Source organism: Enterococcus sp. DIV1411a (genome assembly GCF_050531945.1).
In the GTDB taxonomy this organism is placed as follows: domain Bacteria; phylum Bacillota; class Bacilli; order Lactobacillales; family Enterococcaceae; genus Enterococcus_B; species Enterococcus_B faecium.
The window spans coordinates 2,480,001-2,501,374 of record NZ_CP172892.1; the positions used below are offsets into that span (position 1 = coordinate 2,480,001).

The following is a 21,374-nucleotide window of genomic DNA, read 5'->3' on the forward strand; positions in this document are numbered from 1 at the left end:
GTGGGTTCGGTCCTCCAGTGCGTTTTACCGCACCTTCAACCTGGACATGGGTAGATCACATGGTTTCGGGTCTACGACTACATACTCAAACGCCCTATTCAGACTCGCTTTCGCTGCGGCTCCGTCTCTTCAACTTAACCTCGCATGCAATCGTAACTCGCCGGTTCATTCTACAAAAGGCACGCCATCACCCATTAACGGGCTTTGACTTGTTGTAGGCACACGGTTTCAGGTTCTATTTCACTCCCCTTCCGGGGTGCTTTTCACCTTTCCCTCACGGTACTGGTTCACTATCGGTCACTAGGGAGTATTTAGCCTTGGGAGATGGTCCTCCCGGATTCCGACGGAATTTCTCGTGTTCCGCCGTACTCAGGATCCTCCTAGGTGTCTTCCACATTTCGTCTACGGGGTTTTTACCCTCTTTGACTGACTTTTCCAAGTCATTCGACTATCTGAAAGAACTACCATATTGGAGTCCTACAACCCCAACAAGCAAGCTTGCTGGTTTGGGCTTTTCCCGTTTCGCTCGCCGCTACTCAGGGAATCGAATTTTCTTTCTCTTCCTGCAGGTACTTAGATGTTTCAGTTCTCTGCGTCTACCTCGAATGTGCTATGTATTCACACAATCGTAACATCCTATTAAAGATGCTGGGTTCCCCCATTCGGAAATCTCTGGATCATAGCTTACGTACAGCTCCCCAAAGCATATCGGTGTTAGTCCCGTCCTTCATCGGCTCCTAGTGCCAAGGCATCCACCGTGCGCCCTTATTCACTTAACCTTATCAACCTTACGGTTGGGTTTTGATCCTTCTTCTAGCGATAGAAGTTAGATCAAGAAAATAAGCAATTGAACTTATTAAAAAACTCTATCCAGCTCACAAATCAGCCTGTACGGCAAAAAGATCGATCGTCTCATAAAATCAAAGATTTTATAGCCGTCCGCCTATTTTGCTTCAGGCTAAACAATTTGTTCAGCTTTCAAATTCAACGCGGTGTTCTCGGTTTGTATTACTTACATTTACTTCAAATATCCAGTTTTCAATGAACAAAAGTGTTTGAGAGTAAACCTCTCAAAACTGAACAAAGTAAAAACAAATTGTGTAGTCTCCGTAATATTCCTTAGAAAGGAGGTGATCCAGCCGCACCTTCCGATACGGCTACCTTGTTACGACTTCACCCCAATCATCTATCCCACCTTAGGCGGCTGGCTCCAAAAGGTTACCTCACCGACTTCGGGTGTTACAAACTCTCGTGGTGTGACGGGCGGTGTGTACAAGGCCCGGGAACGTATTCACCGCGGCGTGCTGATCCGCGATTACTAGCGATTCCGGCTTCATGCAGGCGAGTTGCAGCCTGCAATCCGAACTGAGAGAAGCTTTAAGAGATTAGCTTAGCCTCGCGACTTCGCGACTCGTTGTACTTCCCATTGTAGCACGTGTGTAGCCCAGGTCATAAGGGGCATGATGATTTGACGTCATCCCCACCTTCCTCCGGTTTGTCACCGGCAGTCTTGCTAGAGTGCCCAACTGAATGATGGCAACTAACAATAAGGGTTGCGCTCGTTGCGGGACTTAACCCAACATCTCACGACACGAGCTGACGACAACCATGCACCACCTGTCACTTTGCCCCCGAAGGGGAAGCTCTATCTCTAGAGTGGTCAAAGGATGTCAAGACCTGGTAAGGTTCTTCGCGTTGCTTCGAATTAAACCACATGCTCCACCGCTTGTGCGGGCCCCCGTCAATTCCTTTGAGTTTCAACCTTGCGGTCGTACTCCCCAGGCGGAGTGCTTAATGCGTTAGCTGCAGCACTGAAGGGCGGAAACCCTCCAACACTTAGCACTCATCGTTTACGGCGTGGACTACCAGGGTATCTAATCCTGTTTGCTCCCCACGCTTTCGAGCCTCAGCGTCAGTTACAGACCAGAGAGCCGCCTTCGCCACTGGTGTTCCTCCATATATCTACGCATTTCACCGCTACACATGGAATTCCACTCTCCTCTTCTGCACTCAAGTCTCCCAGTTTCCAATGACCCTCCCCGGTTGAGCCGGGGGCTTTCACATCAGACTTAAGAAACCGCCTGCGCTCGCTTTACGCCCAATAAATCCGGACAACGCTTGCCACCTACGTATTACCGCGGCTGCTGGCACGTAGTTAGCCGTGGCTTTCTGGTTAGATACCGTCAAGGGATGAACAGTTACTCTCATCCTTGTTCTTCTCTAACAACAGAGTTTTACGATCCGAAAACCTTCTTCACTCACGCGGCGTTGCTCGGTCAGACTTTCGTCCATTGCCGAAGATTCCCTACTGCTGCCTCCCGTAGGAGTTTGGGCCGTGTCTCAGTCCCAATGTGGCCGATCACCCTCTCAGGTCGGCTATGCATCGTGGCCTTGGTGAGCCGTTACCTCACCAACTAGCTAATGCACCGCGGGTCCATCCATCAGCGACACCCGAAAGCGCCTTTCAAATCAAAACCATGCGGTTTTGATTGTTATACGGTATTAGCACCTGTTTCCAAGTGTTATCCCCTTCTAATGGGCAGGTTACCCACGTGTTACTCACCCGTTCGCCACTCCTCTTTTTCCGGTGGAGCAAGCTCCGGTGGAAAAAGAAGCGTTCGACTTGCATGTATTAGGCACGCCGCCAGCGTTCGTCCTGAGCCAGGATCAAACTCTCATAAAAAGTTCGAACAATCTTGCGATTGTTAAGCTCAATTTGTTTGCTAGCATATTGCTTGCTTGTTAAAAATGTTTGTTGTCTTGAATTGAATCAAGACGCCCTACACATTTGGTTTGTCTTACTTTGTTCAGTTTTCAAAGGTCTACTTCATCGAGAGTATTTCCCGATTCATTTTTGGCTGCCGTAGCAACTTTTATATCATATCAGAGAGACAAGTAATTGTCAACTCTTTTTTAAAAGTTTTTTTCGATTTCGTTTTTCGAAATCTTTCAGCAACTCATTTATCATAACTTATCGTTTGTTATTTGTCAAGAACTTTTTTGAAGTTTTTTTCGATAGAATCAAGCTTCACAAGTGGTTCTTTTTTAACGACTCAGTTATCTTATCATGTCATTTCCAACATGTCAACAACTTATTTTTTATTATTTAATAAGTTATTGGTGTTCTTTTGAACAAATAATAATATATCAACATCACCTGTGAAAGTCAATAAGAAAATGCTTATTTATCAACATTTCTAGCTTATATGATCATTGGTTAGTTCTGGACCTTTTTCGTTCGTCTTTATAACTCTGAGAGACGTAAAATCCTTTTGTTTTCAGTTTAATGTTCATGTTCTTGTCTTATTCACACCAACTAGATGTCTCACCTTCTAAAATTTTCCTTAACAAAGTGCTGCTTTTATCTATTTCTGCTTTTTTTTGCTAGAATAATAGTAACAATATGACTCTGGAGGATTTATTTATGAAAATTTTGATTGCTGACGATGATAAAGAAATCGTTGAATTATTAAGTATCTATGTTCACAATGAGGGGTATGAAGCAGTAAAGGCTTATGATGGGAAAGAAGCATTATCTAAAATCAGAACAATCCCTGATATTGAATTACTTATTTTAGATATCATGATGCCAGAGATGGACGGGATGCAAGTAGTGAAAGAGCTGCGAAAAGAATCTCAAATACCAATCATTATGCTGACAGCAAAAACTACTGATATGGATAAGATCAAAGGACTGGTCGCTGGTGCAGATGATTATGTAACCAAACCATTTAATCCGTTAGAAGTAATGGCTAGAGTAAAGTCTTTATTACGGCGTACAAAAATGCAGATTGCCCCAGATCAGCCTGATGTATTAGAAGTAAATGCATTAATCATCAATAAAGACTCTCATGAAGTTAAAACAATCGATGGGAAAGAAATCCAGTTAACAGCTTTGGAATTCGGTATCCTCTACTTGCTTGCTAGTCATCCTAATCGAGTATTTAGCGCGGATGAAATTTTTGAGCGTGTTTGGAAACAAGAAAGTATTGTCTCTGCTAAAACTGTCATGGTTCACGTTAGTCATTTAAGAGATAAGATTGAAGAAGCAACTGGTGGTGAAAAAGTCATTCAAACCGTTTGGGGAGTGGGCTATAAAATTGACGCAAGATAGTAAACGAGCAACTGAAAAACGCCGTCGGATCAATTTGACTTCAAAAGAAATCAGCGAATTGTTAGCGGAAGGAATCATCACGATTATCCTTTTGCTTCTATTAAATGTTTCTATTCTGGTTGTTATCAGTTCGGTGATCAACAGTTCACCTTCTTTGACGAATGCGATTTGGGATTCAAAGAATATTTTTGCAGAACGATTGAACACTGATTTGTTCTGGAACGGCCGGAATTTTATTATTCCCTTTTTCTTTCTATTAGATATTGGTGTTTTGTATTGGCGCTTGATTCGAAGATATCGCCAAATGCAATTGCGGCATATCATCAGCGAACTTCACTACATCGCAAACGGAAATTATGATCATCGTATCCCTTTTGAACTGAGTGGTGACTTAAGCCGAGTGGTAACAAGTATCAATGGATTGGTGGATAGTACCGTAGCAGCGATTGAAGACGAACGTAAAATCGAAAAATCAAAAGATGAATTGATCACGAATGTCAGTCATGATATCCGTACCCCACTCACGTCCATCATTGGATACCTAGGACTGATAGAAGATGGCCAGTATCACTCAGAAGAAGATCTTTTAAAGTATACGCATACTGCTTATATCAAAGCAAAGCAGATGAAATCTTTAGTGGACGACTTATTTGAATACACTAAGGTACGCCAGCCTGCTGTCCCGGTGAATTTTTCTGCCTTTGACATGATCCAGTTGATCGAACAGTTAGCAGCTGATTTTGAGTTGGAAGCTTCTAAAAAAAATATCCAAATACTTGTTCAATCAAAAGTAGACTCCCTTATCATGGATGGCGATACCGAAAAACTTGTACGTGTCTTCAATAATCTTTTGACGAATGCGTTGAAATACGGAAAAGGAGCAACGAAGATCGTAATCGAAGTAGAACGTATCGGTTCAGAAGTTGTTGCAACAGTCAAAAATAACGGAGCAATGATCCCACAACAGGCAATCGATAATCTATTCGACCGTTTTTATCGTGTAGAAGAATCTCGTTCACAAGCAACTGGAGGAACTGGACTTGGTTTAGCAATCGCTCAAAGCATTGTGGCTTTGCACGGCGGATACATTTATGCAAAATCAGATAAGCAATGGACTTCTTTCATCATGCACCTTCCAATCAAGAAAAATGAAAAATTACCTATTGATACACAGGAAGTTATTGACGAAAGCTGAAATATTCGCTATTCTTATTACAATTATTAGAATAAATGAAAAACACAGAACCCAGTACACTTTATTCTTTTTCAGAGAGCTGATGGCAGGTGTAAATCAGCAAAGGATAATTTGGAAGTTCCAGTTCGTTTACGTGCCCTTTCGAAATAAGAAAGGTCGGTTCAACAGCCGTTATGTGTTCAACAAGTGCAGCTGACGCTGAACTTGGGTGGTACCGCGAATTTCAGACTGATTCGTCCCAAGAATAATGGGATGGATCAGTCTTTTTTTATTTTCAAAAAGGAGGAAATCATATGTTAGATGTAAAAATGATGCGACAAAATATTGAAGAAGTACAAGAAAAATTGATGACTCGGGGCGTAAAAAAAGAAACATTAGCTGAATTCATGGAACTAGATGAAAATCGTCGTAAGCTACTAGTCAAAAGTGAAGAATTAAAAAAATATCGAAATGATGTTTCTGCTGAGATCGCCCAATTGAAGCGTGCAAAAGAAGATGCTTCTGCTAAAATCGCTGAAATGAAAGAAGTCGGTGGCAACATCAAAGCATTGGATACTGAAATTGCTGAAGTGGATGAAAAGTTGAAACAAATTGCAACTACTTTGCCAAACCTTCCCCATGATTCTGTGCCAGTTGGAACAGATGAAGAGGACAATGTAGAAATCCGTCGTTGGAGCGAACCACGTACATTTGCTTTTGAACCAAAACCACACTGGGAAATTGCAGAAAATCTTGATATTTTAGATTTTGAACGTGGCGCAAAAGTAGCCGGTAGCCGTTTTGTCTATTACAAAGGATTAGGTGCTCGATTAGAACGTGCAGTCTACAACTTCATGCTTGATCAGCATATTTACGAACACGGCTATACTGAAATGATCACTCCTTATATCGTCAACAGTAAAGCGATGTTTGGTACGGGACAATTTCCAAAATTCAAAGAAGATGTTTTCCAATTGGAGAATACTGATCTAACGTTAATCCCAACAGCTGAAGTACCATTAACTAACTATTATAATGATGAAATTTTAGATGGTGCAGATTTACCTATTTATTTCACTGCACTAAGCCCTGCTTTTCGTTCTGAAGCCGGAAGTGCTGGTCGGGATACACGAGGACTGATTCGTCTTCACCAATTCAATAAAGTAGAAATGGTCAAATTTTCGGATGCAGAGCATTCTTACGAAGAATTGGAAAAAATGACAGCTGATGCAGAAGATATCTTGAAAAAATTGCATTTGCCTTATCGTGTGATGGCCTTATCAACTGGAGACATGGGCTTTTCTGCAGCTAAAACTTATGACTTAGAAGTATGGATACCTGCACAAGATACTTATCGTGAAATCAGTTCTTGTTCTAACTGTGAAGATTTCCAAGCACGCCGCGCAATGATCCGTTATCGCGATAATGATGGAAAAATCCACTATGCTCATACTCTGAATGGTTCAGGACTTGCAGTTGGCCGTACAGTAGCTGCCATTTTGGAAAACTACCAAAATGAAGATGGTTCTGTCACAGTTCCAGAAGCGCTCGTTCCTTATATGGGGAATCTGAAAGTTATTAAATAAAGAGGTTGTGAAAAAGCCGCTTAGTTTCGAGTATTAAGAAAAATTTTGTGAAAATGGCTTTCCACATTTTTGCATAAATTGGACTTAATACCGAGAAACTGGCTTTTGAACACCATTTATCGAGAGGTTGTGAAATCAGCGTCCTGGCCTGAGTATTAGAGAAAAAAATGGAAAAATAGTCCCTCATATTTTACCGTTTGTTGAACTAATACCGAGGGTCAGCTGATTGAACACCGTTTAGTGGAGAGGTCGTAAGCCTACCCCCCAGCTCCGAGTTACAAGGAACAAATTCAAAAAACAGCTCTTCATATTTTATGAATGTTGTACTTGTGATTCGGAGGTGGCAAGGGAACACTGTTTATTCAAAAAGAGGCTGGGACAGAAGCGTTTAACTCCAAGAAATAAGAAGAAATTCACGAAAATTGCTTTTCAAATTTTTGTGAATTTCAGCTTATTTCCGAAGGAGTTGCTTCTGCTTCCGCCGTTTATACGTGTTTAGAGCGTGAGACAAAAGTATTCTTTACTTTTGTCCCACGCTCTTTAATGTTTTTAAGATTCAACTGAATAGTTTGGTGCTTCTTTTGTGATTTGTACATCATGAGGGTGTGATTCTTTTAATCCACTGCCGCTCATTTGGATAAATTGCGCTTCATCACGTAATTGCTGTAGATTCGCTGCCCCAACATAACCCATTCCTGAACGCAAACCGCCGATCATTTGGAAAATAATATCTGCAACACTTCCTTTATAAGCAACCCGACCTTCGATTCCTTCTGGTACTAATTTATTTGCTTCATTGACACTACCTTGGAAGTAACGGTCTTTTGAACCTTTTTCCATCGCGCCTAATGAGCCCATACCTCGGTATGTTTTGAATCGACGTCCTTGGAAGATTTCGAATTCACCTGGTGATTCATCTGTCCCTGCCAACATACTTCCTAGCATCACTGCATGTCCGCCGGCAGCTAATGCTTTGACGATGTCACCAGAATACTTGATCCCTCCGTCTGCAATAATCGCTTTGCCATATTGACGAGCAACTGATGCTGCATCATAAATAGCTGTGAGCTGAGGTACACCTACACCGGCTACCACACGTGTCGTACAAATCGATCCTGGTCCGATACCAACTTTTACGACATCTACACCTGCATCATATAAAGCTTTTGTCGCTTCAGCCGTCGCAACGTTTCCTGCAATCAATGTTGCATCTGCAAAAGTTGAACGGATTTCTTGAATTTTTCGGATCACACCTGCACTATGTCCATGAGCTGTATCGATGATGATTGCATCTGCCCCTGCTTCTAATAAAGCATTCGCACGCTCAAATGTATCGCTTGTTACACCAACGGCTGCTGCTACAAGCAATCGACCATGTTCATCTTTTGCTGCATTTGGAAATTCGATCACTTTCTCGATGTCTTTGATCGTGATCAATCCGCTTAAACGACCTTCGTTATCTACGATTGGTAATTTTTCGATTTTATGTTTTTGCAAAATCTTTTCTGCATCTTTTAGAGAGGTACCTACTGGGGCAGTCACTAAGTTGTCTTTTGTCATCACATCAGCAATCGGCATGTGATAATCTGTTACAAAACGCATGTCGCGGTTTGTAATTATCCCTACCAATTTTCTGTTTTCAAGTGTTTCAACGATTGGCACACCACTGATACGATATTTGCTCATCAATTCTTCTGCGTCTGCTACAAGATGCTGTGGCGTTAAGAAGAACGGATCAATGATTACGCCACTTTCAGAACGTTTGACTTTTCTTACTTCATCCGCTTGCTGGCTGATTGTCATGTTTTTATGGATCACACCTAGTCCGCCTTGTCTTGCCATAGCAATGGCCATCTTGCTGTCGGTAACAGTATCCATACTTGCACTGATGATTGGAATATTCAACTTAATATTTTTAGCTAATTGTACGCTCATATCCACTTCGTTTGGTAACACGTGACTTTCTGCTGGTATCAATAAGACATCATCAAAAGTAAATCCTTTTTTCGTGAACTTTGTTTCCCAGTTGGACATTTTTAGTACCACTCCTCTAATTTAGTTTATCTATTAAAATAATTGATTTTTTCATTTAAGTCAATGATCTACTTGGAATCAAGTTAGCTTTCTCATAGAATACCAATATAAAACGTTTACATCTGTGTGTATTAAAAGAGATTGTAAAAAAGCTGTCCTGCATCAAGTAATAAGAACAGCCAATCAAAAATAGTTTTTCATATTTTTGAATTGGTTGGGCTTATTACCGCAGATGCAAGCTTTTGAACACCGTTTATCGAGAGGTTGTGAAATCAGCGTTTTGACCTGAGTATTAGAGAAAAAAACGGAAAAATAGTTCCTCATGTTTTGCCGTTTGTTGAGCTAATGCCGAGGGTCAGCTGATTGAACACCGTTTAGTGGAGAGGTTGTGAAAAAGCTGCTTAGTTTCGAGTAGTAAGAAAAATTTTGTGAAAATGGCTTTCCACATTTTTGCATAAATTGGACTTAATACCGAGAAACTGGCTTTTGAACACCGTTTAGTGGAGAGGCTGTGAAAAAGCTGCCCTGCATCAAGTAATAAGAACAGCCAATCAAAAATAGTTTTTCATATTTTTGAATTGGTTGGGCTTATTACCGCAGATGCAAGCTTTTGAACACCGTTTAAGGAAGAGGTTGTGAAATCAGCGTCCTGACCTGAGTATTAGAGAAAAAAACGGAAAAACAGTTTCTCATGTTTGTTGAATATTGTGATTTGCGATCGAGGAGCTGGAGGAGAACACCGTTTATCGTAAAAAGGGACTGTGACAAGACTTTTGTCACAGCCCCTTACTATTATTTAACTATGGATAAACAAAATGAGGTTCTTTACTACCCCTAGATATCTAGCAAAATAGCTGATCTTTTTGCTAGTTTATCTTCTTGGGACGGATAAACTTCCAATAATCCCGTATTTTTTCTTCAAGTAGTAACGGATTGCTAAAGCAGCTGCCCCGATAATGATAACTACTACTGGATCTAATACTGGATTGATAACTGGTGGCAATAGTGTTGTCGCAGAAAACAGTACGACCCAAAGAAGTGTCGTTCCACCTAGGATAAGCAATGTCTTACCCATTCCTGGTTTCTTGCTTCGATCTGCTCCGGGATATTCATATTGATAGATGTATTTGTACATCATATAAAAGACCCAGCCACCGATTGCAGAACCTAGAACGAGTGTAGAAAAGCCATAAGCTGGCGTTGTTCCACGTGAAAACAATCCGGTAATCGCAATCATGATACTTAATAGACCAAGCAACAGCAACGTATTATCTAACCACATCAATAAAGGGGTGGATGAATTTTTTACTTCTGCTGGCTTATTGATGATTGCTTCCGTTCTTTCAGAGACTGTCCCAAACAATTGACGGGCTGTTCTTCCGCCTTTTTGTTCTGCAACTAAAGTAGGCAGAATGTCATGAAGGGCTTTTACTTTTTCTTCTTCAGACAAATTCGCTGCTTCTAAAGATTTTTTCAAATCAAAAATGTACTGTTGATTTCTTTTGGTTAATTTTGTTTCTAAACTATTGTTTTCTTTTACGATTGCTCGTAATTGTTCTGGTTCCATTATCTAATAGTCCTCCTTAGCCGTTCCTTTTCTCAACGGTCGTCACAAAAGACATTCTACCATATTCTACAGCTAGTTTGATAGCCCTTTTACACATTAAAGCGGAATAACATTACGTCGCCGTCTTGTACGACATAATCTTTTCCTTCTAATCGAACACGTCCAGCTTCTTTTGCTGCATGCATGTTTCCGTAATGATCCAAGTCTTCAAAAGAGACAGTTTCCGCACGGATAAATCCGCGTTCGAAATCTGAATGGATGATTCCTGCTGCTTGTGGTGCTTTGATTCCTTTTTTGAATGTCCAAGCACGTACTTCTTGTTCCCCAGCAGTAAAGTAAGTAGCTAAGCCTAACAAATCGTAAGCAGCACGGATCAACTGATCCAAACCTGATTCTTCGATTCCTAAAGCTTCTAAAAATTCCGCTTTGTCTTCTTCATCTAATTCTGCGATTTCTTCTTCTGCACGAGCACTGACCACGATCACTTCTGCATTTTCTTCTGCAGCAAAGTTGCGCACTTCTTGTACATAATGATTCGCGTCTGCATCTGCTACGTCATCTTCTGAGACATTGGCTACATAAAGAATTGGTTTTGTCGTCAATAAAAATAGTGATTTAACGATTTTTTGTTCTTCTTCAGTAAATTCGATCGTTCGGGCAGATTTTCCTTCTTCCAGTACAGGTTTGATTTTATCCAGTACAGCTAGTTCTGCCACTGCATCTTTATCTTTAGTTTTAGCAACTTTTGCTACACGAGTATAGCGTTTGTTGATAGATTCTAAGTCTGCTAACACTAGTTCCAAGTTGATCGTATCAATATCTTCTAGTGGATCAACACGTCCTTCTACGTGAGTAATATTATCATCATCAAAACAACGAACAACGTGACAAATAGCGTCTACTTGGCGGATATGGCTTAAGAATTGATTTCCCAAACCTTCTCCTTTACTTGCGCCTTTTACGATTCCAGCAATATCTGTAAATTCAAAAGTCGTTGGAACAGTTTTTTTCGGATGTACAAGTTCTGTTAAGCGTTGCAAACGCCAGTCAGGTACTTCTACCATCCCTACGTTAGGGTCGATCGTCGCAAAGGGATAGTTTGCTGCTTCTGCTCCTGCTTTTGTGATCGCATTAAACAAAGTTGATTTTCCTACGTTGGGCAACCCAACAATTCCAGCAGTCAATGCCATAAATTTATTCACTCTTTCTCTGCATTTTTTTCAATTACTTTTTTTAATTTCTTTTCAAAATCTCGACGGGTCATCATAACGATATGTCCGCAATTCATACATCTGATTTTGATATCTGCGCCCATTCGAATGACTTCCCAGCGATTCGTCTGGCAAGCGTGAGGTTTTTTCATTTCAACGATATCGTGCAAGTCGTACATAAAAATAGCCTCCTTTTTGTTTATTCTTCATCAAATTGAATATTCAAGATATCAAGAATTCGAGTCAAATCTTTTTGAGAAAGATATTCAATCTCAATCTTACCTTTCCCATTTTTTTCTTGGATAGCTACACTTGTACCAAATTTATCCATCAAACGATCTTCGCTTTCTCGGATATAATATGGTTTTTCCTTTGCTAGCCTTGGGATTTTTTTCTTTTCTTTTCCATCATTTTGATTTAACTCAGAAACAAGCTGTTCCAGTTGGCGGACAGTTAAATTTTCAGTTACTGCACGATTGGCTAATTTCAAAATCAATGTTTTATTTTTTAAACCTAACAGCGTACGGGCTTGTCCCATAGATAAACGCTGATCTTGTACCATTTCCTTGACAAGATCCGGTAAAGAAAGCAAGCGCAAATAATTGGCGATATAAGGTCTGCTCTTTCCTAAACGACTAGCTACTTCTGCTTGTGTTAGTTTCAGGTTTTTCATCAGCATCTCATATGCTTCTGCTTCTTCTAACGGATTCAGATCTTCTCGCTGCAAGTTTTCCAGCACTGCTACTTGCATCATCGCTTCTTCGTCAAAGTCTCTAACGATAGCAGGGATTGTTTCTTTTTCAGCTAGTTTGGACGCTCGAAAACGTCGCTCCCCTGCAATAATCTCATATCCTTTTACTGCGGAACGGCGTACGATGATGGGTTGAAAGACGCCTGATTGTTCAATAGAATTAGCTAGTTCCTGCAAAGATACTTCTTCAAATGTTTTACGGGGCTGATACGGATTTGGTCGCAGCTCATTCAATGGTAGCTGGACAACGGTATCATCTTTTACATCCACCGTCTCTAAGTTTTCTAAATCTTGAAACAGTGCATCGATTCCTCGGCCTAATCCTTTACTTTTCTTCACGACTTACCACTTCCTTTGCCAATGCTTGGTAGACTTCAGCTCCTCGAGAACGTGGATCGTAGTCGATGATCGGTTTTCCATGACTAGGTGCTTCTGACAAACGAATATTTCTTGGAATGATCGTTTCGTAAACTTTTTCGCGGAAGTATTTACGTACTTCTTCTACGACTTCATTTCCCAGATTTGTTCGTGCATCATACATTGTCAGTAAGACTCCCTCGATCTCTAATTCTGGATTAAAGTGTTTTTGAACTAAACGAACCGTATTCAGTAATTGGCTTAATCCTTCCAATGCGTAATACTCACACTGAACAGGTATCAAAATCGAATCACTTGCTGTAAATGAATTGATTGTCAGATGGCCAAGAGAAGGCGGGCAATCGATCAAAATATAATCATACTGACTGCTTACTTCTGCTAAAGATCCTTTTAATCTTGATTCTCTTGCCATCATTGACGTCAATTCGATCTCTGCTCCTGCTAATTGGAGAGTCGCAGGCACAATACTCAAATTTTCGTGTTCAGTGATCAAAGTTGCCTCATCAATTGGCAATTCATTGACTAGAACATCATAGATGTCTCTTGTCACATCAGGTTTTCTGATCCCGACACCACTGGTAGCATTTCCTTGCGCATCCATATCCACTAGCAATACTTTTTTACCAAGGCTAGCAAGACAAGCACCTAGATTCACCGTCGTCGTTGTTTTGCCGACGCCACCTTTTTGGTTCGCAACAGATATTATTTGTGCCATCTCTTCTCCTCCTATTTGATTGGCTGCTTATTAGGCAGTCCGGGCTTTCTTGGGTATTTCTTTGGGGTTGGTTTCTTTTTTTGAATAACGATGATATGCCGTTGATCAGAGACATTCGGCAAGGTAACCGCCTCTTCTTTGAGGAATTTACCACCTAATAAAGCAATCGCTTGTTTTGCTTCTGTCAATTCCTCTTCACTTTTTGCTGCTTTCAATGCATAAAAATAGCCTTCTTGTTTAGCCAAGGGCAAACACAATTCCGCTAACACATTCAAACGAGCAACCGCACGAGCAGTGACAAGGTCAAATGATGCACGAAAGTGAGGATTTTGCCCAAATGTTTCTGCCCGGTCATGATATAAGGAAGCATCGATTCCTAATAATCGGGTTAACTCAGATAAGAAGGTTATTCGTTTATTCAGAGAATCAACGATCGTTATCTGCAGTTCTGGAAAGGCAATTTTTAAAGGTATGCTAGGAAATCCTGCCCCCGAACCGACATCGCATAAAGATAAAGGCTGCGTAAAGTCTACTTCAAATGCTAATGTAAGTGAATCGTAAAAATGCTTCAGATATACGTCTTTTTCATCCGTAATAGCTGTAAGGTTCATCTTTTCGTTCCATTCGACTAATGTCCGATAATAAATAGCGAATTGATTCATTTGATGATCGGTAAGCTCTATCCCTTTTTCTGCCAAGGATTGGCGAAATTCTTCTGGTATCATAAATATTCCTTTCATTGTGAAACAGCAATTGTTTCACAGATTCTCTCCCTACTTTAACGCAAAATCCCTAGACATGCAATCCTTCCATATGGATTCTTAAAAATTTGAAAAGTAAGAAAAGCCGATAGACTTTTTCTTTCTAGTATGACTCATAAAATATACACAGAAGAGAGAACTAGCTTTGAGCAATTTCTGCAAAAACTAGTTCTCTCTTCTATTTATTATCACGTATTACGCTGGTTCACTGACTTTCGCAATCTTCCCTTGTTCGATATAGACCATTAGGATACTTAGGTCTGCAGGGTTTACGCCACTGATTCGGCTAGCTTGGGCAATTGTTTCTGGTTGGATTTTCTGCAATTTTTGTTTTGCTTCTGTTGCTAATCCGTTGATTGCTGCGTAGTCGATGTTTTCTGGAATCTTTTTCGCTTCCATGCGTTTTAATTTTTCTACTTTTTCCATGGCTTTTTTGATGTAGCCTTCATATTTGATTTGGATTTCTACTTGTTCGATTTCTTTTCGTGTCAATTCTTCATTTTCTGGAATAAACCGTAGAAGATCTGCATAAGTAATCTCAGGACGTCTTAAAAAGTCGCTTGCTAGTACACCATCTTTTAATGGTGCCGCATTAATCGTTGCTAAAAAGTCTTGGACTTCTTCTGTTGGTTTGATTCGTACATTCATCAAACGTTTGATTTCTTGTTCAACTGCTTCTTTTTTCTTCAAATAATTCTTGTATTGATCTTCTTTTACTAAGCCTACACGGTGACCCATTTCTGTTAATCGCAAATCTGCATTATCATGACGTAAAAGCAGACGGTATTCAGCACGTGAAGTCAGCAAACGATAAGGTTCGTTCGTTCCTTTTGTTACCAAATCATCGATCATGACACCGATGTAACCGTCACTTCGTTTGATCACTAAAGGTTCTTTTCCCTGAACTTTCAAAGCTGCATTGATACCGGCAATCAGCCCTTGTCCAGCCGCTTCTTCATAACCGCTTGTACCATTTGTTTGTCCAGCTGTATAAAGATTTTCAACGACTTTAGTTTCTAATGTCGGACGGAGCTGGTGTGGCTCTACTACGTCATATTCGATAGCATATCCTGTACGCATCATTTCTACTTTTTCTAATCCAGCAATAGAATGAAGCATGTTGACTTGAACATCCTCTGGTAAAGAAGTAGATAAACCTTGAACATAGACTTCTTCCGTATTTAAGCCTTCTGGTTCCAAAAATAATTGATGACGTGGTTTGTCTGCAAAACGCACGATCTTATCTTCGATGGATGGGCAATAGCGAGCGCCTACCCCTTCAACGATCCCTGTAAACATTGGGGCACGATGTAAGTTGTCTCGAATAATTTGGTGAGTCGTCTCACCTGTATAGGTCAGCCAGCAAGATTCCTGATCTAGTTTATAGGCACTATCTGGTGTGCTGAAGCTAAAATGATTCGGCTCTTTGTCACCAGGTTGCTCTTCTGTAACAGAATAGTCGATCGTACTTGATTTTACTCGAGGCGGTGTTCCTGTTTTGAACCGTTCGATAGCAAAGCCAAGTTCTTTTAGATGATTCGCTAGTCCAATAGAAGGTTGAGAGTTATTCGGACCTGATGAATATTTCAATTCACCGATAATGATTTCTCCGCGAAGTGCTGTTCCGGCTGTAATAACAACTGCTTTGGCCCGGTAGCTCGCTCCTGTGGAAGTCACTACTCCATGACAAACACCATCTTCGACGATCAGTTCTTCGACGATTCCTTGTCTTAGCGTCAAATTTGGTTCTTTTTCGATCGTATGTTTCATTTCTGTTGAATAAGCATGTTTGTCTGCTTGTGCTCGCAATGCTCGGACAGCTGGGCCTTTTCCTGTGTTCAACATACGCATTTGGATATAGGTTTTATCGATATTCTTACCCATTTCTCCGCCTAACGCATCGATTTCTCGAACGACAACGCCTTTAGCTGGTCCGCCTACAGAAGGATTACATGGCATGAATGCTACCATGTCCAAATTTATTGTCAGTAATAGTGTTTTTGATCCCATACGTGCAGCAGCAAGTGCAGCTTCTGAACCGGCGTGTCCTGCGCCAACAACGATCACGTCATACGCATCTGCTTCATAATGTTCCAATCGTTTGTTCCTCCTTTTATTTTCCTAAACAAAATTGACTGAATAATTGAGTGATTAGCTCATCTTGTACACTGTCGCCGACAACTTCTCCTAGATAGTCCCAGCAACGCGTCATATCTATTTGAACGAGATCCACAGGCATTCCTGCATCAATACCTGCAATGACTTCTTCAAGTGAGAGGGAAGCTTTTTCTAACAACGCGATATGGCGGGTATTAGAAACATAAGTAGCGTCTCTTTCTCCTGTTTCTCCGCTGAAGAATAAATCAGAAATAGCTGATTCCAAACGATCTAGTCCGTCGTTTTTAGCTACGGAAATTGAAAAAACTGGTTCATTTTCGATCAATTTCTTCAATTTTTCTTGTTCCAGCTGTGCTGGTAAATCTGTTTTATTTAGAAGAATGATCCGTTTCAATCCACTTGTCGCTTCCAATAATTGTTCATCTTCTGCTGTCAGTGGTTCGCTTTGGTTTAGAACAAGTAAGATCAAGTCTGCTTCTGCTAATGCTTTTCGGCTTCTTTCGACCCCGATCCGTTCCACCACATCTTCTGTTTCCCGAATTCCAGCTGTATCGATTAGCTTGAGCGGTACCCCCCGAACATTGACATACTCTTCGATTACATCTCGAGTCGTTCCTGCAATATCCGTAACGATTGCTTTTTCTTCTCTTAACAAATGGTTTAACAAACTTGATTTGCCGACATTTGGCCGGCCGATGATTGCCGTACTTAACCCTTCCCGCAGAACCTTCCCTTGCTTGGATGTAGCAAGTAGCGCTTGGATTCTTTGTTGGATCATCTGCGCTTTTTCAAGCAATAACTTCGTAGTCAATTCTTCGACATCATCATATTCTGGATAATCAATATTTACTTCTACTTGTGCTAATGTCTCTAAAATCTCTTGTCTCAATGAGCGGATCAAAGCAGACAGATTGCCGTCTAACTGATTAAGAGCTAGTCCCATTGCTTTGTCTGTTTTTGCCCGAATCAAATCCATCACAGCTTCTGCCTGTGAAAGGTCAACACGACCATTCAAGAATGCTCGTTTTGTGAATTCGCCTGGCTCAGCTAATCTTGCACCTTCTCTTAACAATAGCTGCAAAATTTGATTGACTACAACGATCCCACCGTGACAATTGATTTCTACTACATCTTCCCGCGTAAATGTCTTTGGTGCTCTCATCACGGAGACCATGACTTCATCGACAAGCTGATTGCTCTTGGGATCAACGACATGTCCATAATGGATCGTATGACTTGGTACTTCTGATAATCGTTTGTTTCCAGATTGATAAACTTTATCTGCTAGTTGCACAGCTTGATCGCCACTTAAACGAACGATACTGATTGCACCTTCTCCAGGTGGGGTAGAAATTGCCGCAATCGTATCAAATTCTAAAGTAATTTCAGCCATTTTTTCACTTCCTTTTTCATTTTGCGCACAAAAAAAGTGCCCACTCCACCCTTTATGCACAATAAACGGTGAACTTCGCACTTTGACTGCTTGTTCTTGATTAAATTCTGGTCATAGATTATCACACTTGCTATAAGGAATCAAGTGTTTAAAACAAGTTAGATGAAGTTGAGCCTGTTCTGCTTCCATTACCTTATATTTGATTGTCCTTGGATGTCTCTTTGCGTTCTTTGGTTTATTCGAAGAGAAGATACTGTATAAACAAGGCTTTATCTTTCTTAAAAAAAACGGTACACTAAATGGTAGCGCTATCTAAACTATACACTTTTGAAAGGAGAAAATATGTGAGCCCGTTCAGATCTGCTGCATTGGAAGAAGAAAGTGACCCTCGGATCAACGATGTCGTTTTATCTACAGGGAATATCAACCAGAAATATATCGTCCGCGATATCGTTTTTGTTGTGGAATGCTTAGAAGCTGATTTGTTTGACCCATCTTTTCCCAAAGATGACCTTTTCTTAACAACGAAGAGGAAATTAAAGACGAAGGTACTTGAATATGGTGCGAATGCAGTAATCAACTGTCATTTTGAGTATCAGCAAAAAAAACGCGACGGAAAGTATTTTCTGGAACTTTTTGCTTATGGAACAGTGATCCAATTTATCCAAACAACGATTGGTTAAATGAAACAGACAAAAAAAGCGGATCAAAACTGAAGACAGTTTCGATCCGCTTTTTTCTATCAAAGTTAGTGACTACTTCATCGTATACTCTGATAAGAATGATTTCTAGTAAAATATACTTGGTTTGAAAAACTTTGTCAACGTGATTTATTCAAAAAGTAATGGAATCAATAATATTTTTTAGCAGGTTCTACTACTAAATAACGATAAGGTTCCTCACCTTCCGAATGTGTTTTTACATGTTCATCTTTGCTTAATGCAGCATGGATTTGTTTACGTTCAAATGCAGGCATTGGTTCTAAGAAAACAGGCTGCCCTGTCCGTTTTACTTTTTCAGCCGTGCGATCAGCTAAACGCTGAATGATCTCTTGGCGCTTTTCACGGTAATTGCCTACATTGACTACTACAGACAGCTTATTTCTTGCTAAACGATGGATGAAGACTTGTGCCAGATATTGCAATGCATTCAGTGTTTTTCCATGTTTCCCAATCAGTATGCCTTGCTTTTGTGTTTCTAAATGGAAAACAACCATATTATTTGATTCTCTTTCCATTTTGACAAGAGCTGGAGCATCAAGCTGTTTTGAAATTTCAGTAAGATAAACTGCCAATTCCGTTAAAGCTGCTTCATCACCTAGCTCACTTACTTCTTCTGTTTTTTCTTCAAGAATCGTTTCGTTGACTACCTCGATCTCAGCTGTTGGTTCTTCTTCCAAAATTTCTTCTACAGTCTGTTCTACTGTTTCAGAAACTTTTTCGCTGATACTTGGCTGGATCGAAAGCCGTGCATTCTTTCGACCCATTCCTAGGAAACCTTTTTTTCCTTCTTCCAGTATTTCGATTTCGACTTGGTCTTTGGCCAAACCCAAATCAGCCAGACCTAGTTGGACAGCTTCGTCTATTGTTGCAGCTTCATAAATCGGCATTAGCATTACCTCCCCTATTATTTCCGTTTTTTCTTAGGATTCATTGCTTTCTTAAGAGCACGTTCTCTTTCGCGGATTCTCCGTGCTTCTTCTTCACGCTCTTTTCGAATTTTGAAAGGGTTGTTGATCAGCAGCGTTTGTACAACTTGGAAGGCATTGGAAACTACCCAGTATAATGAAAGACCGCTGGCTAAATTGACACCCATCACTAAAATCATTACAGGCATCACGAAATTCATGATCTTCATTGATGCATTCGATTCAATTTGACTCATGCTAGATAAATACGTACTTGCAAAAGTAAAGATTGCTGCTAAAATCGGCAAAATAAATGTTGGATCCGCGTTCCCTAAGTTCAACCATAAGAAATGCCCTTGTTTCAACTCTGGTACACGTGAAATAGATTGCCATAACGCCATCAAGATTGGCATTTGTACTAATAAAGGAAGACAACCAGCATATGGATTGACGCCATTTTCTGCATATAAACGCTGCTGCTCTTCTCTTAACTTACTTTGTGTTTCCGGATCTCTTGAACTATATTGTTGCTGCAGTGCTTTTAATTTCGGTTGTAATTCTTGCGTTTTACGCATGCTCTTTGTTTGGAAATGCATCAACGGCAATAGGATCACGCGGATGATCAGTGTAAATAAAATGATCCCTATCCCTGCATTACCAAATGACAACGCCTTGATCGCCTCAGCAAAGTAATAAACAATATAACGATCCCAAATTCCTGTACTCTGTGCGCTGACTTCCCCAGTTCCGCAACCGGATAAGACGATGACCAAACTAACGATACCGGCCATCAAAAGTAAACGTTTGTATTTCTTCACTTACTCTTTTCCTCTCTGTCGATTATTTTTGCAAGTTTTAAGACGTGGACTAAATTGGAGCGAACCTCATCATAAGTCAACCCCTTCACACTTGGTCTAGCAATCACAATAAAATCCAACTCCGGATCAATCTCTTCTTTTATAGAATAAACTGCTGCTCGGATTTTTCGTTTGACTTCATTGCGGTTTACCGCGTTGCCGACCTTTTTTCCTACAGATAAACCAACTCGAAAATGAGGCTGTCCCGGTTTTTCCAAACGGTAAACGACGAATTTGCGGTTAGCAAAAGAATCTCCCGTATGGAACACGGCTTGAAACTCTCGTTCTTTTTTTACTCGATACGCTTTTCTCATTAGTTTTCTTTCCTTTTCTATCTCTCACTTACGCTCATAATCATACCATAATTACGATTGTCCTTTCATCATTTCCCTAAAAAAGAGTATAAAAAAAACCACTGAAACCCCAGTGGCCTAAGCTGAAAGAACTTTTCTTCCTTTGCGACGACGGCTAGCTAACACACGACGTCCATTTTTAGTACTCATACGTTTACGGAATCCGTGAACTTTTTGACGTTTACGTTTATTTGGTTGGTATGTTCTTTTCATATATTCCACCTCCAAAATGTTCTTATCTATTTTATAAACACAGACATACTTTGATAGTATAACGACAAAGTAGTGATTTTGTCAATATAAAATAGAAGATCGATTGTTAAAACTTATCCACAAGATTATTTTTTTCTATGGGAGTCCTATGTGGAAAAAGTTATGCACAGGGATTATCCACAGATAATAAATGGCTGGTTTTACACAGAAAACACACGTGTAAAAAAAGTAATCCACAATCAGGTGATTTCCTGTGTATTCCGTCTCCTAACTATTGGTATATCTATATTTTTTATCCACAGACGCAAGAGGAAATCTATTGATTTTTACGAGTTTTCCACCTGTGCATTAGTGGTGTGGAAAACTTTTTTTGACAACTGTGTTTTTCTCTTTTTTCTTTTTGTCGATTGTGTGGATAATTGTAATTAAAAAATTTTTTTCTTCGGTTTCTGTGGAAAACTATTGAAAAAAATGCTAAATTAGTACTAGTTATTCACTTTTTAATGAAGGAGGAGGCCTTAT

The 21,374-nt window shown here is 40.2% G+C and carries 17 protein-coding genes, 2 rRNA genes and 1 other annotated feature (1 of these 20 only partly in view); of the genes, 4 read left to right on the forward strand and 15 right to left on the reverse strand.

Annotated elements, in window-relative coordinates; all coding sequences use genetic code 11:
- Nucleotides 1-779: ribosomal RNA gene (locus IGJ87_RS12040) — 23S ribosomal RNA — on the reverse strand; it reaches 2,136 nt to the left of the window's first position.
- Nucleotides 780-1,123: 344 nt separating this feature from the next.
- Nucleotides 1,124-2,683 (reverse strand): 16S ribosomal RNA (locus tag IGJ87_RS12045).
- The 16S and 23S rRNA genes sit together here, the layout of an rRNA operon.
- Nucleotides 2,684-3,424: 741 nt before the next feature.
- Here IGJ87_RS12045 and IGJ87_RS12050 point away from each other — a divergent pair.
- From IGJ87_RS12050 to serS, 3 genes are all read left to right on the forward strand, one after another.
- Nucleotides 3,425-4,114 carry a response regulator transcription factor gene (locus IGJ87_RS12050; protein ID WP_002295268.1) on the forward strand — a complete coding sequence of 230 codons (690 nt, stop codon included), beginning with the start codon at nucleotides 3,425-3,427 and terminating at the stop codon, nucleotides 4,112-4,114.
- A complete protein-coding gene (locus IGJ87_RS12055) occupies nucleotides 4,101-5,309 on the forward strand; it encodes a sensor histidine kinase (RefSeq protein ID WP_002295267.1) in 1,209 nt (402 codons plus the stop codon). Before IGJ87_RS12050 ends, IGJ87_RS12055 begins: the two co-directional genes overlap by 14 nt.
- Before the next feature lie 38 nt (nucleotides 5,310-5,347).
- Nucleotides 5,348-5,553 (forward strand) — a binding site (T-box leader).
- 49 nt (nucleotides 5,554-5,602) lie between these two features.
- Nucleotides 5,603-6,874 carry a serine--tRNA ligase gene (gene serS / locus IGJ87_RS12060; protein WP_002307286.1) on the forward strand — a complete coding sequence of 424 codons (1,272 nt, stop codon included), beginning with the start codon at nucleotides 5,603-5,605 and terminating at the stop codon, nucleotides 6,872-6,874.
- Nucleotides 6,875-7,423: 549 nt separating this feature from the next.
- Here serS and guaB read toward each other — a convergent pair.
- The 9 genes from guaB to mnmE form a co-directional block, all read right to left on the reverse strand.
- Complete coding sequence (guaB, locus tag IGJ87_RS12065) at nucleotides 7,424-8,908, reverse strand: IMP dehydrogenase (protein ID WP_002295264.1); 1,485 nt, start codon at nucleotides 8,906-8,908, stop codon at nucleotides 7,424-7,426.
- A gap of 871 nt (nucleotides 8,909-9,779) precedes the next feature.
- On the reverse strand, nucleotides 9,780-10,475 hold the full coding sequence (locus tag IGJ87_RS12070; protein ID WP_002299780.1) for a DUF1129 domain-containing protein: 696 nt from the start codon (nucleotides 10,473-10,475) through the stop codon (nucleotides 9,780-9,782).
- Between the two features lie 89 nt (nucleotides 10,476-10,564).
- Nucleotides 10,565-11,665, reverse strand: a complete 1,101-nt coding sequence (ychF, locus tag IGJ87_RS12075; protein WP_002293105.1) for a redox-regulated ATPase YchF — start codon at nucleotides 11,663-11,665, stop codon at nucleotides 10,565-10,567.
- Between the two features lie 8 nt (nucleotides 11,666-11,673).
- Nucleotides 11,674-11,865: a DUF951 domain-containing protein gene (locus IGJ87_RS12080; protein WP_002293106.1), complete on the reverse strand. Its 192-nt coding sequence runs from the start codon at nucleotides 11,863-11,865 to the stop codon at nucleotides 11,674-11,676.
- Between the two features lie 20 nt (nucleotides 11,866-11,885).
- Nucleotides 11,886-12,776 (reverse strand): ParB/RepB/Spo0J family partition protein, encoded by an 891-nt coding sequence (locus tag IGJ87_RS12085; RefSeq protein WP_002288806.1) that lies wholly within the window; start codon nucleotides 12,774-12,776, stop codon nucleotides 11,886-11,888.
- Entirely contained in the window at nucleotides 12,763-13,530 is a 768-nt protein-coding gene (locus IGJ87_RS12090; protein WP_002288805.1) for a ParA family protein, read from the reverse strand. The genes IGJ87_RS12085 and IGJ87_RS12090 overlap by 14 nt, the downstream gene beginning before the upstream one ends.
- A gap of 11 nt (nucleotides 13,531-13,541) precedes the next feature.
- Nucleotides 13,542-14,255 (reverse strand): 16S rRNA (guanine(527)-N(7))-methyltransferase RsmG, encoded by a 714-nt coding sequence (gene rsmG / locus IGJ87_RS12095; protein ID WP_002288804.1) that lies wholly within the window; start codon nucleotides 14,253-14,255, stop codon nucleotides 13,542-13,544.
- Between the two features lie 231 nt (nucleotides 14,256-14,486).
- Nucleotides 14,487-16,388, reverse strand: coding sequence for a tRNA uridine-5-carboxymethylaminomethyl(34) synthesis enzyme MnmG (mnmG, locus tag IGJ87_RS12100; RefSeq protein ID WP_002299775.1), 1,902 nt, complete (start codon nucleotides 16,386-16,388; stop codon nucleotides 14,487-14,489).
- Between the two features lie 16 nt (nucleotides 16,389-16,404).
- The gene (gene mnmE / locus IGJ87_RS12105; protein ID WP_002299773.1) at nucleotides 16,405-17,802 is read right to left on the reverse strand and encodes a tRNA uridine-5-carboxymethylaminomethyl(34) synthesis GTPase MnmE; all 1,398 of its coding nucleotides are present in this window, start codon (nucleotides 17,800-17,802) and stop codon (nucleotides 16,405-16,407) included.
- Between the two features lie 299 nt (nucleotides 17,803-18,101).
- Between mnmE and IGJ87_RS12110 the strand changes: the two genes are divergently transcribed.
- A complete protein-coding gene (locus IGJ87_RS12110; protein ID WP_002303984.1) occupies nucleotides 18,102-18,485 on the forward strand; it encodes a hypothetical protein in 384 nt (127 codons plus the stop codon).
- 167 nt (nucleotides 18,486-18,652) lie between these two features.
- Here IGJ87_RS12110 and jag read toward each other — a convergent pair whose 3' ends face one another.
- The 4 genes from jag to rpmH form a co-directional block, all read right to left on the reverse strand.
- Nucleotides 18,653-19,411 carry an RNA-binding cell elongation regulator Jag/EloR gene (jag, locus tag IGJ87_RS12115; RefSeq protein ID WP_002295258.1) on the reverse strand — a complete coding sequence of 253 codons (759 nt, stop codon included), beginning with the start codon at nucleotides 19,409-19,411 and terminating at the stop codon, nucleotides 18,653-18,655.
- A gap of 17 nt (nucleotides 19,412-19,428) precedes the next feature.
- On the reverse strand, nucleotides 19,429-20,247 hold the full coding sequence (locus IGJ87_RS12120) for a YidC/Oxa1 family membrane protein insertase (RefSeq protein ID WP_002295256.1): 819 nt from the start codon (nucleotides 20,245-20,247) through the stop codon (nucleotides 19,429-19,431).
- On the reverse strand, nucleotides 20,244-20,600 hold the full coding sequence (gene rnpA / locus IGJ87_RS12125) for a ribonuclease P protein component (protein ID WP_002295255.1): 357 nt from the start codon (nucleotides 20,598-20,600) through the stop codon (nucleotides 20,244-20,246). The genes IGJ87_RS12120 and rnpA overlap by 4 nt, the downstream gene beginning before the upstream one ends.
- Nucleotides 20,601-20,717: 117 nt before the next feature.
- Nucleotides 20,718-20,852, reverse strand: coding sequence for a 50S ribosomal protein L34 (gene rpmH / locus IGJ87_RS12130; RefSeq protein WP_002293121.1), 135 nt, complete (start codon nucleotides 20,850-20,852; stop codon nucleotides 20,718-20,720).
- Between the last annotated feature and the right edge of the window lie 522 nt (nucleotides 20,853-21,374).

What these genes read in the sequence shown, in the direction of transcription:
- rpmH (WP_002293121.1), bottom strand. Translation starts at nt 20,852, where the DNA reads ATGAAAAGAACATACCAACCAAATAAACGTAAACGTCAAAAAGTTCAC.
- mnmE (WP_002299773.1), bottom strand. Translation starts at nt 17,802, where the DNA reads ATGGCTGAAATTACTTTAGAATTTGATACGATTGCGGCAATTTCTACC.
- IGJ87_RS12110 (WP_002303984.1), top strand. Translation starts at nt 18,102, where the DNA reads ATGGTAGCGCTATCTAAACTATACACTTTTGAAAGGAGAAAATATGTG.
- jag (WP_002295258.1), bottom strand. Translation starts at nt 19,411, where the DNA reads ATGCCGATTTATGAAGCTGCAACAATAGACGAAGCTGTCCAACTAGGT.
- IGJ87_RS12090 (WP_002288805.1), bottom strand. Translation starts at nt 13,530, where the DNA reads ATGGCACAAATAATATCTGTTGCGAACCAAAAAGGTGGCGTCGGCAAA.
- IGJ87_RS12080 (WP_002293106.1), bottom strand. Translation starts at nt 11,865, where the DNA reads ATGTACGACTTGCACGATATCGTTGAAATGAAAAAACCTCACGCTTGC.
- ychF (WP_002293105.1), bottom strand. Translation starts at nt 11,665, where the DNA reads ATGGCATTGACTGCTGGAATTGTTGGGTTGCCCAACGTAGGAAAATCA.
- rsmG (WP_002288804.1), bottom strand. Translation starts at nt 14,255, where the DNA reads ATGATACCAGAAGAATTTCGCCAATCCTTGGCAGAAAAAGGGATAGAG.
- serS (WP_002307286.1), top strand. Translation starts at nt 5,603, where the DNA reads ATGTTAGATGTAAAAATGATGCGACAAAATATTGAAGAAGTACAAGAA.
- rnpA (WP_002295255.1), bottom strand. Translation starts at nt 20,600, where the DNA reads ATGAGAAAAGCGTATCGAGTAAAAAAAGAACGAGAGTTTCAAGCCGTG.
- IGJ87_RS12070 (WP_002299780.1), bottom strand. Translation starts at nt 10,475, where the DNA reads ATGGAACCAGAACAATTACGAGCAATCGTAAAAGAAAACAATAGTTTA.
- IGJ87_RS12050 (WP_002295268.1), top strand. Translation starts at nt 3,425, where the DNA reads ATGAAAATTTTGATTGCTGACGATGATAAAGAAATCGTTGAATTATTA.
- guaB (WP_002295264.1), bottom strand. Translation starts at nt 8,908, where the DNA reads ATGTCCAACTGGGAAACAAAGTTCACGAAAAAAGGATTTACTTTTGAT.